At 71.0% G+C, this 11732-nt stretch carries 10 protein-coding genes; 9 read left to right on the top strand and 1 reads right to left on the bottom strand.

Going from position 1 to position 11732, the window contains the following annotated elements; translation table 11 throughout:
- Positions 1–23: 23 nt before the first annotated feature.
- From AAIB33_RS16805 to AAIB33_RS16765, 9 genes are all read left to right on the top strand, one after another.
- Complete coding sequence (locus AAIB33_RS16805) at positions 24–1118, top strand: XdhC family protein (RefSeq protein ID WP_345801101.1); 1095 nt, start codon at positions 24–26, stop codon at positions 1116–1118.
- A complete protein-coding gene (locus AAIB33_RS16800) occupies positions 1115–2467 on the top strand; it encodes an 8-oxoguanine deaminase (protein ID WP_345801100.1) in 1353 nt (450 codons plus the stop codon). Before AAIB33_RS16805 ends, AAIB33_RS16800 begins: the two co-directional genes overlap by 4 nt.
- 11 nt (positions 2468–2478) lie before the next feature.
- Positions 2479–3294, top strand: coding sequence for an FAD binding domain-containing protein (locus tag AAIB33_RS16795; protein WP_345801099.1), 816 nt, complete (start codon positions 2479–2481; stop codon positions 3292–3294).
- Entirely contained in the window at positions 3291–6035 is a 2745-nt protein-coding gene (locus AAIB33_RS16790; RefSeq protein ID WP_345801098.1) for a molybdopterin-dependent oxidoreductase, read from the top strand. Before AAIB33_RS16795 ends, AAIB33_RS16790 begins: the two co-directional genes overlap by 4 nt.
- Before the next feature lie 113 nt (positions 6036–6148).
- Positions 6149–7255 (top strand): ABC transporter substrate-binding protein, encoded by a 1107-nt coding sequence (locus AAIB33_RS16785; RefSeq protein WP_345801097.1) that lies wholly within the window; start codon positions 6149–6151, stop codon positions 7253–7255.
- A gap of 5 nt (positions 7256–7260) precedes the next feature.
- The gene (locus AAIB33_RS16780) at positions 7261–8082 is read left to right on the top strand and encodes an ABC transporter ATP-binding protein (protein WP_345801096.1); all 822 of its coding nucleotides are present in this window, start codon (positions 7261–7263) and stop codon (positions 8080–8082) included.
- A gap of 2 nt (positions 8083–8084) precedes the next feature.
- On the top strand, positions 8085–8891 hold the full coding sequence (locus AAIB33_RS16775; protein ID WP_345801095.1) for an ABC transporter permease subunit: 807 nt from the start codon (positions 8085–8087) through the stop codon (positions 8889–8891).
- On the top strand, positions 8888–9799 hold the full coding sequence (locus AAIB33_RS16770; RefSeq protein ID WP_345801094.1) for an ABC transporter permease subunit: 912 nt from the start codon (positions 8888–8890) through the stop codon (positions 9797–9799). Before AAIB33_RS16775 ends, AAIB33_RS16770 begins: the two co-directional genes overlap by 4 nt.
- Positions 9800–9919: 120 nt before the next feature.
- Positions 9920–10483 (top strand): DUF1269 domain-containing protein, encoded by a 564-nt coding sequence (locus tag AAIB33_RS16765; protein ID WP_345801093.1) that lies wholly within the window; start codon positions 9920–9922, stop codon positions 10481–10483.
- 5 nt (positions 10484–10488) lie between these two features.
- On the opposite strand, the gene AAIB33_RS16760 is transcribed toward AAIB33_RS16765, so the two are convergent.
- Positions 10489–11697, bottom strand: coding sequence for an MFS transporter (locus tag AAIB33_RS16760; RefSeq protein ID WP_345801092.1), 1209 nt, complete (start codon positions 11695–11697; stop codon positions 10489–10491).
- Positions 11698–11732: the final 35 nt, after the last annotated feature.

The following is an 11732-nucleotide window of genomic DNA, read 5'->3' as shown; positions in this document are numbered from 1 at the left end:
CACGGCCGGATTACCGTGTCCGAATGCTCGACCTCGCGCACGACCTCCTTCCCGCACTCCGTGCGGGCGAGCCGGTCGCGGTCGTCACGATCACGCGCGTCGCGCGCAGCGCGCCGCGAGGCGTCGGCGCGTCGATGGCGGTCACCCGGGATCTGCGCGTCATCGGCTCCATCTCGGGCGGCTGCGTCGAGTCGGAGTCGGTCGCCCTCGGCCTCGCGGTGCTCGCGGGCGGTCCGCCGCGGTCGGGCTCGTTCGGCTTCTCGGACGAGGCCGCGCACGCGGCCGGTCTCGCGTGCGGTGGCTCGGTCGAGGTGCTCGCCTACCGCATCGACCCCCGGGACGAGACGGCCCTCGACGCGCTCGAGAGCGCAGCGGCGGACGCCGGTGTGACGATCGCGGTCGATCGTGCGGGGGGAATCCGGCGCGTCGACGATGCCGACCCCGCGACGGCCCTCGGCCGAGCAGTCGCCTATCGCGAGAACCGGGTGGACCCGGCGGAAGGTCTCGTCGTGCTGTCGCACGCACCGCGGCCGCGCCTTCTTCTGCTCGGCGCGGGGGAGCACGCTGCCGCCCTGTGCCGGGTCGCCGCCGCCGCCGGATTCGCGGTGTCGGTGTGCGATTCGTGGCCCCTCATGGCGACGGCGGAGCGATTCCCCGACGCCGTGGAGGTCGTCACGGGGCTTCCCCACGAGTTCCTCGCGGCACTCGATCCGGCGACCGTCGACGCGCGCACTGCCGTCTGCGTCCTGACCCACGACGAGCGTCTCGACGTGCCCGCGCTGCAGGTCGCGCTCGGGATGCCCGTCGGCTTCGTGGGGGCGATGGGGGCGCGCTCGACGGTCGCGCACCGCGAGAGGCTCCTGAAGGACGCGGGCGTCGATGACGAGAGTCTCGCGCGGCTGCACTCGCCCCTCGGGCTCGACCTCGGCGGCGCGTCCCCCGAGGAGTCGGCCGTCTCCGTGCTCGCCGAGATCATCGCGGCGCGCCACGGCGGCAGCGGAGCACCGCTGCGCGACGGCCGCGGTCCGCTCCACGCCCGCGCAGGCGACCCGCCGGCGGGAGATATTCCCTTTGCGGCATCCTGCTCCCCCTCGATCGGAACGGCGGTGCGCGCATGACCCGGACGATCATCGAGGGCGGATTCATCGCGACCGTCGACCAGGGCGGCACCGAGCACGCGACGGGTCACGTCGTCATCGACGGGGGCATCATCACGGCCGTGGGCGCCGGCGCCGCACCCGACCGCGACGGAGCCAAGGTCGTCGACGCGACAGGATGCCTCGTCACTCCGGGCCTCGTGAACACGCACCACCACCTGTACCAGTGGCTCACGCGGGGATACTCCCAGGACTCGATCCTCTTCGACTGGCTCACGGCGCTCTACCCGCTGTGGTCGCGCATCGACGCCGACCTCACCGCCGCCGGCGCGGCCGGCGCCATGGCCGTGCTCGCACGCTCGGGCTGCACGACCGTCGGCGATCACCACTACGTGTTCCCGCAGGGATCGGGCGACATCGTCGGCGGGCTCGTGCAGTCGGCATCCCGGATCGGCGTGCGGCTGCACGCGACGCGAGGCTCGATGGACCTGGGCGCCTCGCAGGGCGGCCTTCCCCCCGATTTCGCGATCGAGACGACGGATGCCGCGCTGGCGGCGTCGCAGGAGGCCGTCGAGCGCCACCACGACCCCGCCTTCGGCTCGCTCGTGCAGATCGCGATCGCCCCGTGCTCGCCGTTCTCGGTGACGGCCGACCTGCTGCGCGAATCGGCCGTGCTCGCGCGGTCGCTCGGCGTGCGGCTGCACACGCACGCGTCGGAGACCGCCGAGGAGGACGCCTACTGCGCCGAGCGGTTCGGGATGACGCCGACGCAGTACCTGGAAGACCTGGGGTGGCTCGGCGACGACGTCTGGATGGCACACGGCGTGCATCTCGACGCCGCCGCGATCGCGAGATATGCCGCGACCGGCACTGGCGTCGCGCACTGCCCATCGTCCAACGGCCGCCTCGCCGCCGGCATCGCGCCCGTGCGCGATCTGCTCCGCGCCGGAGTGCCCGTCGGGCTCGGCGTCGACGGTGCGGCGTCGAACGAATCGGGTCAGCTGGGCGTCGAGATCCGCGAGGCCGTGCTCATGAACCGCCTGCGCACGGGCGCGGACTCGTTCAGCGTCCGCGACGCTCTGCGCATCGCGACGATCGGCGGGGCGCGGGTGCTCGGCAGAGACGCCGAGCTGGGGTCGCTCGAGCCCGGCAAGGTCGCCGACGTCGCCGTCTGGCGCGTCGACGGCGTCGAGCACGCCGGCATCCTCGACCCGGTCGCCGCGCTCGGCCTCGGCGCGCTCCCCCCGCTGCACCGGCTCTTCGTCGGCGGACGCGCGATCGTCGAGGAGGGCACGCTCACGTCCGCGGAGGAACCGGTCATCGCGGAAGAGGTCGCCGCCGCGTCGCGCGCCCTCGCAGCGCGGCTCTGACGAGGCATCCCGTGGACATCGACACCATCAGGAGCTACCGCCGGGCGCACACCCGCGACGACCTCGCACTGTCGGAGGGCGAGACGTTCCTCGCCGGCGGCACGTGGCTCATGAGCGAGCCGCAGCCCGACACGATCGGCTTCGTCGACCTCACGGCGCTCGACTGGCCCGCGCTCGAGGCCACGGACGAGGGGCTGCGCATCGGCGCCACGTGCACGATCGCGCATCTGGTGGCGTGGGCCGAGACAGGCGAGGCGCCCGCCGAGTGGACCGCGACCGCGATCATCCCCGACGCCGCCAACGCGCTCCTGGCGTCGTTCAAGATCTGGAACACGGCGACGGTCGGCGGAAATGTCTGCCGGTCGTTCGCGGCCGCATCCATGGTGGCACTGGCCACTGCGCTCGACGGCGTCGCGGTCGTGTGGACCCCCGACGGCGGGGAGCGCCGGCTCCCTGTCGCCGAGCTGATGACGGGCAACGGCACCAACTCGCTCGGGCGGGGCGAGGTGCTCCGTGCCATCGAGCTCCCCGCCCGCGCCCTGCATTCCCGGGCTCTGCTGCGCAAGATCGCGCTCGCCGAGCTGGGGCGGTCGGGAGCCGTCGTGACGGGCCGAGTGGATGCCGACGGCTCGGCCGTCTTCGGGATCACCGCGGCGACGCTCGTGCCGGTCGTGCTCCGGTACCCCGGGCTGCCCGATACCGCGACCCTCGCCGCCGATGTCGCGGCCGCCGAGGGCTACTACTCCGATCCGCTCGGGCCCGCCGACTGGCGCCGGGGCGTGGCGGGGGTGCTCGCCGAGCGCATCCGACGGGAGCTCGAGACGTGAGGCTCGAGGTCAACGGAGAGCCCGTCGACGCAGACCCGCGGCCCGGGCAGTGCCTGCGCACCCTGCTCCGCGAGAGCGGACACCACGAGGTGAAGAAGGGCTGCGACGCGGGCGACTGCGGAGCGTGCGCCGTCATCCTCGACGGGGAGCCGGTGCACTCCTGCGTCGTCCCGGCCGTGCGGGCGGAGGGAGCCGCCGTGACCACGGCGGCCGGACTCGCGCCCGGCGACGAGCTGCATCCCGTGCAGCAGGCCCTCGTCGAGCACTTCGGATTCCACTGCGGGTTCTGCACGCCCGGGATGAGCGTGACGGCTTCGACGCTCACCGCGGAGGACCTCCCCGATCTCGACCGCCGCATGAAGGGGAGTCTCTGCCGCTGCACGGGATACCGCCCCGTCAAGGACGCGATCACGGAGGCCGTGCTCGGACCCGTGCGAGAGACGAGGCCCGCCGATGAGCGGGTCGGCAGCTCTGTGCGGCCCGAGGCGGGCCGGCGCCTCGTGCAGGGCCTCGAGCCGTTCACGTTCGACACGACGGTGCCGGGTGCACTCGTGCTGCGCGTGCTCGGCTCGCCGCACGCGCACGCCCGCATCACGGCCATCGACACAACGGCGGCGCTCGCGGTCCCCGGCGTCGTCGCCGTCTTCACGCACCAGGACGCCCCGCGGGCCCGCTACTCGACGGCGCGGCACGAGCACCGCGAGGACGACCCCGACGACACGCGGCTGCTCGACGACGTCGTGCGCCACGTCGGGCAGCGGGTCGCCGCCGTCGTGGCCGAGACGAGTGCCGCCGCGGAGCAGGGGCTGCGCCGCATCCGGGTCGAGTACGAGCAGCTCCCGGCCGTCTTCACCCCCGAGGAGGCACGCCGTCCCGGCGCCCCCGTCATCCACCCGGGCCTCACTCCCGACGATCGCGTCGCCGAGGCATCCCGGAACGTGATCGCGGGCCTTCACGACGGCTTCGGCGGCGATGTCGATCTCGCTCTCGCCGACAGCGAGGTCACCGTGGAAGGGACGTGGCAGACGCAGCGCGTCACGCACGCGCAGCTGGAGACGCACGGTGCGATCGGCTGGCTCGACGACGAGGGGCGCCTCGTCATCCGGTCGAGCACGCAGGTGCCGTTCCTCGCGCGCGACGAGCTCGCCCGCCTGTTCGATCTGCCCGCCGATCGTGTGCGCGTGTTCGCGACGCGGCTCGGAGGCGGCTTCGGCGGCAAGCAGGAGATCTTCACGGAAGACCTCGTCGCGCTCGCGGTGCTGCGCACGGGCCGACCGGTGTCGTACGAGTTCTCACGCACCGACGAGTTCCGCCGCTCGTCGGTGCGGCATCCCATGCGGGTCTCGGTGTCTCTCGGCGCCACGCGCGACGGGGTGCTGACCGCCATGAAGGTCGACGTGCTGAGCGATACGGGCGCCTACGGCAACCACGCGATCGGCGTGCTGTTTCACGGCTGCGCCGAGTCGATCGCGGTGTACCGGTGCCCGATCAAGCGGGTGGACGCCGAGGTGGTCTACACGAACAACGTGCCGTCGGGGGCGTTCCGTGGGTACGGCCTCGGCCAGGTGATGCTCGGGATCGAGTCGGCGATGGATCTGCTCGCCGAGAGGCTCGGGATGGATCCGTTCGAACTGCGCAGGCGCAACGTCATCCGGGAGGGTGACCCGCTCCACGAGACCGACGACGACTGGGAGGAGGACCTCGTCTGGGGCAGCTACGGCCTCGACCAGTGCCTCGACCTCGCGGAGTCGGCCCTGCGGCGAGGAAACGGGGCGGTCGCGCCTGAGGGGTGGCTCGTCGGCGAGGGCATGGCGCTCGGGATGCTGTCGACGATGGCGCCGCGAGGGCACATCTCGCACACCACGGCGACGCTGCGTCCCGACGGCACCTACCTCCTCGCGGTCGGCACCGCCGAATTCGGCAACGGCACGAGCACGGTCCACCGGCAGATCGCGGCGACCGTGCTCGAGGCATCCATCGACCGGCTCGCGGTGCACTCCTCCGACACCGACGTCGTGCGCCACGACACGGGCGCGTTCGCATCGGCGGGCATCACCGTCGCGGGGAAGGCGCTGCACGCCGCGTGCGTCTCGCTTCGAGGGCGGATGCTGCAGATCGCGGCGACACTCACCGGCACGAGCCCCGAGGGCGCCGTGCTGAGCGCCGAGGGCGTGCGGACGAGGGCCGGACTCGTCGGCTTCGATCGCATCGTCGCCGCCGCGCCGGCCGCCGAGCGGAACGAGCACGGGCTCGTCGCCGACGGCCGCGAGTTCGGAGACCTCCGCTCGCTCGTCTTCAACGTGCACGCGGTCCGCGTCGCCGTCGACCCCGAGACGGGGTCGGTGCGCGTGCTGCAGTCGATCCAGGCGGCCGACGCCGGCTTCGTCATGAATCCCGCGCAGTGCCGCGGACAGGTCGAGGGCGGGGCGGCGCAGGGGCTCGGCAGTGCGCTGTACGAGGAGGTGCTCGTCGAGGACGGGCACGTCGTCAATCCCGTCTTCCGGCAGTACCGCGTGCCGCAGATGGCGGACGTGCCGGTGACGGAGGTCTACTTCGCGCGGACGAGCGACACCCTCGGTCCGTTCGGCGCGAAGTCGATGAGCGAGTCGCCCTACAACCCCGTCGCCCCCGCGATCGGCAATGCGATCTCGCGCGCCCTGGGGATGCGCCTGTACCAGCAGCCGTTCTCCAGAGACCGCGTCTGGCGAGCCGTGTCGGGCGACGGGATGCCGCGACCCTGAGTCCGACATCCCTTCGGAGCGAGTGTCACACCATCGAAACACGGCGGCGCTCGTGCCGAAACGTCGCCGGAATAGCGTCAGCCGCACAGCATCCACCCATGGAGGGTCTCCCGATGGCATCACACAGCACTTCCCCGCGCCGCGGTCGGCGCGGCCGCCTCCTCGCACTCGCGATCGGCCTCGCGGCATCCAGCGTTCTCCTCGGCGCCTGCGCGTCGGGCGGCGGCTCCCCGGCCGCGAGCGGCGAGGCCGCGTCGTACGGCGACATCAGCGTGCAGTACTCCTGGATCAAGAACGAGGAGTTCGCGGGCGAGTTCTACGCCTACGACAAGGGGTACTACGACGACGCCGGCTTCTCCGAGGTGACGGGCGTCGCCGGTCCCGACACGGGTGTCGCGAAGCTCCTGTCCGGCTCGGTGCAGGTGGCCCTCAGCGATGCGGCCTCGGTCGGCGCCGCGGTCGCCGAGCAGGATGCGCCGCTGAAGATCATCGGCACGACGTTCCAGAAGAACCCCTTCACGATCCTGTCGCTCCAGAACGGCGGCAACATCGAGACGCCGGAAGACCTCATCGGCAAGAAGATCGGCGTGCAGGACTCCAACGCCTCGGTCTTCAAGGCCCTGCTCGCGGCCAACGGGATCGACGAGAGCGAGCTCACGATCGTCCCGGTCGACTTCGACCCGACGCCGCTCATCAACGGCGAGGTCGACGGCTTCATGGCGTATCTCACCAACGAGGCGATCACGGTGGAGCTGTCGGGCTACCCGGTGACCAACCTCGCCTACGCGGAGAACGGCCTTCCCTACGTCGCGGAGACCTTCACGGTGACCGACCAGTACCTGGCCGAGAACAAGGACCTGCTGAAGGCGTTCCTCATCGCCGAGATCAAGGGCTGGACCGACGTCTTCCAGGCCGGGACCACCGATACCGTCGACGTCGTCGTGAAGCACTACAACGACTCCGCGGCAGCGGGCGACATGACCTTCGGCGATCTCGACCCCGAGAAGACGGCCAAGGCGATCGAGGCCGAGAAGCTCCTCATCTCGACCGATGAGACCCAGGAGAACGGCCTGTTCACGATCTCCGACGACCTCCAGAAGCAGACCCTCGCGTCGCTCAAGGCGTCGGGCTGGGATCTCAAGGCGAGCCAGCTCTTCGACACGTCGATCATCGACGAGATCTACAAAGAGCAGCCCGAGCTCAAGGACTACCTCCCGTAGGGATCATGACCATTTCACAGAACCTGGATGCCGGTGCCCGCACGGGCACCGGCATCCAGATCACCGGGGTCTCGAAGTCGTTCCCGCTGCGGGGCGGCACCTCGCTGCTCGCGCTCCAGGGGACCGACCTGCACACGGAGAAGGGCTCGTTCCTGGCCCTTCTCGGGCCGTCCGGGTGCGGCAAGTCCACGATCCTGCGCATCCTCGCCGCGCTCGAGCATCCCTCGTCCGGCACGGTGCTCGTCGACGGCGAGACGCCCGACCAGCTGCGCGCCGGGAGCGAGCTCGGCATCGCGTTCCAGGACCACGCGCTGCTGCCGTGGCGGAGCATCCGCAAGAACATCGAGCTGCCGTTCGAGGTCGCGGGACGGCCGGTCGACAAGGCGTACGTCGACGAGCTCATCGAGCTGGTCGGCCTCAAGGACTTCGCGACCGCGAAGCCCGCTCAGCTGTCCGGAGGCATGCGCCAGCGCGCCTCCATCGCCCGCGCCCTCGTGCTGAAGCCCTCGGTGCTGCTCCTCGACGAGCCGTTCGGCGCGCTCGACGACATGACGCGCCAGAACCTCAACCTCGAGCTCCTCCGCATCTGGACCGAGAAGCCCGCGACGACGCTGCTCGTGACGCACGGCATCAGCGAGGCGATCTTCCTCGCCGATCGCGTCGCGGTCATGTCGCCCCGGCCCGGTCGGATCAAGGAGATCATCGAGGTCGACCTGCCCCGGCCGCGCACGCCCGACATGATGCGCACGCCCGAGTTCCACGCGCTCGTCGACCGCGCCTCAGAGCTGCTGTTCGGCAGCGACGGCCGGGCGGAAGCGGAGGCCTGAGCGTGAGCCGGTCGCGGCTCCCCGGCTGGGCCGCCGGTCTCATCGGCGGCCTGAGCCTCCTCCTGCTCTGGTGGGTGTTCTCGCTCGTCGCCTTCCCGCAGCAGGAGGGGACGACGTTCACGCCCGTGCCCTCGCCGTTCGCGGTCTTCGACTGGCTGTTCCTCCAGGGGAACATCCTCGGCGCCTGGAACGTCTTCCAGCCCACGATCACGGCGGCGGCGATCGGCTACACCTGGGGCAACGGAATCGCACTGATCCTCGCGACGCTCGTGCTCCTGCTTCCCCGCCTCGAGACGCTCATCACGCAGATCGCCGTCGTGACGTACTGCCTCCCGATCGTCGCGATCGGCGGCATCTCGGTCGTCGTCGTCGGCGGCGCCAAGAACCCCGGAGACCCGTCGGCGACCGCGATCCTCCTCGCCGCGATCGTGTGCGTCTTCACGACCGTCGTGGGCTCGATCCTGGGCTTCCGATCCGCCGACAGAGCGTCCCTCGACGTCGTCCGCGTCTTCGGCGGCAGCAGGTGGACGCAGCTCGTGAAGGTGCGGCTCATCGCCGCGCTTCCCGCCATCCTCAACGCCCTGCAGATCGCGGTGCCCACCGCGTTCCTCGGCGCCGTGCTCGGCGAGTACCTCGGCTCGATCACGGCGGGCGTCGGGCCCACCCTCATCCGCCTGCAGGGGCAGCTCGACTCCGCGGGCGTCTGGTCGGTGTTCCTCCTCTGCGGCGTCTTCGCGCTCGTCGCCTACGGCCTCGTGGGGCTGCTCGTCAGATTCGTCACGCCCTGGGTCTCCGGGAGGCCGTCATGACCCCGAAGACCCCGCCGGTCGACACGGCTCATCCGCCGGCCGCTCCGACGGCGCAGCTCGTGCTCGCCGCAGACGCCGCCGCGCAGGCCCGGCTGCGAGCCGACCGGCGCCGCGCCGTCTGGAAGGCCGTGCTGCGTGCCCTCGGCAATGCGCTCATCACGCTCGTCGTGCTGCTCGTGCTGTGGCAGGCGGTCGTGAGCTTCACGGGCATCTCGCCGTACGTCGCGAAGGGGCCGCTCGATGTCTGGAGCTTCCTCTTCACCGACGACGACGCCGCCGAGCATCGAGCCGTGCTGTTCCCGCTCGTCGGGCAGACGCTCGTCGACTCGGTCATCGGCTTCGTCGTCGGCATGCTCGTCGCGATCGTGCTGGCGATCGCGTTCAGCCTGTCCAAATCGGTCGAGGCCGGCGTCATGCCGCTCGTGCTGCTGCTGCGGACGATCCCGCTCGTGTCGATCGCGCCCATCATCATCCTCATCACCGGGCGCGGCACGACAGCATCCGTCGCCGTCATCGGCACCATCGTGGTGCTCTTCCCCGCGCTCGCCAACGTGCTCTTCGGACTCAGCCGCGCCAGCCGGCAGAGCCTCGACGTCGTGCACGTCTTCGGCGGCAACCGGCCCATGGCGATGCGCAAGGTCAACCTGCCGGGGGCGCTGCCGTCGGTCTTCGCCGCCGCGCGCGTGTCGGTGCCGGGCGCCGTGACGGGAGCGCTGCTGGCCGAGTGGCTGTCGACGGGGCTCGGCATCGGCGGAGCGATCCTCAAGTTCAACGCGCAGGCCCAGTTCGCCCAGCTGTGGGGGGCCATCGCGATCATCACCCTCATCACGCTCGTGCTCTACAACGTGGTGCAGGTGGCGGAGAGCATCGTCCTCACGCGCATGGGGATGAGAGGCGAGACCCGCTGATCCTCTCGTGAGGTGAGTCGTCATATGTCGACGTGCCCGCGGATCCGGCAGCGGCGGAGGGCACGCGCTCCCTAGACTGACGACCGTCAGGAGACCAGGGCCGGCCGAAGGAGAACCGACATGACCGATGAGACAGCCGCCGCGGGCGACGAGGCCGCAGTGGCAGCCGTCAGCGACGGCGCATACACGCTGATCGCCGCCGACTTCGCCGACGCCGACGTGGCGTTGGAGGCCTATCAGGCCCTCAAGGACGCCGAGGACGGTGCCACCGTCAAGATCGAGGGCGTCGTGGTCGTCAAGCGGGATGCCGCGGGCGAGCTCGAGGTGCAGAAGGTCACCGATCACAGCACGCGCGAGGGCCTCGGCTGGGGAGCCGTCGGCGGCGCCGTCGTCGGCATCCTGTTCCCGCCCTCGATCCTCGGCAGCGTTCTCGTCGCCGGCGCGGGTGGAGGCATCATCGGGAAGCTGCGGGAGCGCCACCACAAGAAGGAGCTGGCCGAGGGGCTGCAGGACGCGATCGCGCCCGGCCATTCCGGCATCGTCGCGCTCGTGTCCGACCCGGGCGAGGTGAAGATCCGCAAGGCGCTCGCGAAGGCCGACAAGATCGTCGAGAAGGCCGTGGACGACGCGGTCGCCACCGACGCGAAAGCAGCGGCGAAGGCCGGGGACGACGGCGCGAAGTAGTCGCGTCAGCGCTGGGGGACGAGCTGGTTGAGCCGCTCCGACATCACCAGGCCGAGCGCCGTCAGCACGGCCAGGAAGAGCGGCAGCATCCACAGTCCTGACCAGGCGGAGAGGGCCCCGAACAGCGGCGGCGCGAGCGTCGAGCCGGCGTAGGCCGCCGCCATCTGGATGCCGACGATGGCCTGCGAATTGTCGCGGCCGAAGTTGACCGGCGTGGAGTGGATGATCGCCGGATAGATCGGCGCGCACCCCAGCCCCGCGATCACGAGCCCGGCGAGCGCGAGCACGTCGGTTTCCACGGGGAGGGCGAGCAGGCCGACGCCGATGGCGACGGTCACTAAGCCGCCGCGGATCATGCTGCGATCGCCCACGCGATCGGCGAAGAATCCCGCGGCGAATCGTCCGCCGGTGATGCCGATCAGGAACAGCGAGGCGAAGGCGGCCGCGACGGCCGGGTCGAGTCCGCGATCGCTGACCAGGTATGTGGATGCCCAGAGGATGGCGGTGCTCTCCAGGCCGCAGTAGGCGAAGAACGCCACGAGGATCAGGACGACACCGGGGATCCGAAGGGCCCGCGCGAGAGGCACGTGCGCGCTGGCCCGTCTGGCCGGCTTGTCTTCCGTGCCGACCGCTCCGTCACCGGTCTCCCCGGCGGGGACGATCGGGTTGACCTTCCCCCAGAGCGGGATGCTGACCAGCAGCACGAACGTGAGCACGACCTGGATCACGCCGACGACCCGGTAGGCGGTGGGCCAGCTCGATCCCGACGCGAGCGTGTAGCTCATGATGAACGGGCTGATGGAGGCGCCCAGGCCCCAGCAGGCATGCAGCCAGTTCATGTGTCGCGCCGCATAGTGCACGGCCACGTAGTTGTTGAGTGCGGCGTCGACCGCTCCGGCGCCGAGGCCGTAGGGGATCGCCCAGAGGCACAGCATCCAGAACGAGCCGGAGAGCGAGAAGCCGATGAGCGCGGCGGCGGTCATGCCGACGCTCACGGCGGTGACGAGTCCGACGCCGAATCGGCGAGTGACGCGCTCGGACGCGAGGCTCGACAGGATCGTGCCGCTCGCGATGATCATCGTGATGATGCCCGCGAAGGCGATCGGCACGTCGAGGTCGTGGTGCATCACGGGCCAGCCCGCACCCACCAGCGCATCGGGCAGCCCGAGGCTGATGAAGGCGACGTAGATGATCGCGAGGAGGAGCGAGTACACGACGGTGTGTGGAGCCTTTCAGGCGGGCATCGGCG

The sequence above is a fragment of the Microbacterium sp. AZCO genome (assembly GCF_039614715.1).
Taxonomy (GTDB): domain Bacteria; phylum Actinomycetota; class Actinomycetes; order Actinomycetales; family Microbacteriaceae; genus Microbacterium.
The sequence above is the reverse complement of the archived record's forward strand: the minus strand, read 5'-3'. Positions and strand labels throughout refer to the sequence as shown.

Excerpts from the sequence above, each read along its gene's own strand:
- AAIB33_RS16805 (WP_345801101.1), top strand. The coding sequence starts at position 24 with ATGCTCGACCTCGCGCACGACCTCCTTCCCGCACTCCGTGCGGGCGAG.
- AAIB33_RS16800 (WP_345801100.1), top strand. The coding sequence starts at position 1,115 with ATGACCCGGACGATCATCGAGGGCGGATTCATCGCGACCGTCGACCAG.
- AAIB33_RS16785 (WP_345801097.1), top strand. The coding sequence starts at position 6,149 with ATGGCATCACACAGCACTTCCCCGCGCCGCGGTCGGCGCGGCCGCCTC.
- AAIB33_RS16780 (WP_345801096.1), top strand. The coding sequence starts at position 7,261 with ATGACCATTTCACAGAACCTGGATGCCGGTGCCCGCACGGGCACCGGC.
- AAIB33_RS16770 (WP_345801094.1), top strand. The coding sequence starts at position 8,888 with ATGACCCCGAAGACCCCGCCGGTCGACACGGCTCATCCGCCGGCCGCT.
- AAIB33_RS16765 (WP_345801093.1), top strand. The coding sequence starts at position 9,920 with ATGACCGATGAGACAGCCGCCGCGGGCGACGAGGCCGCAGTGGCAGCC.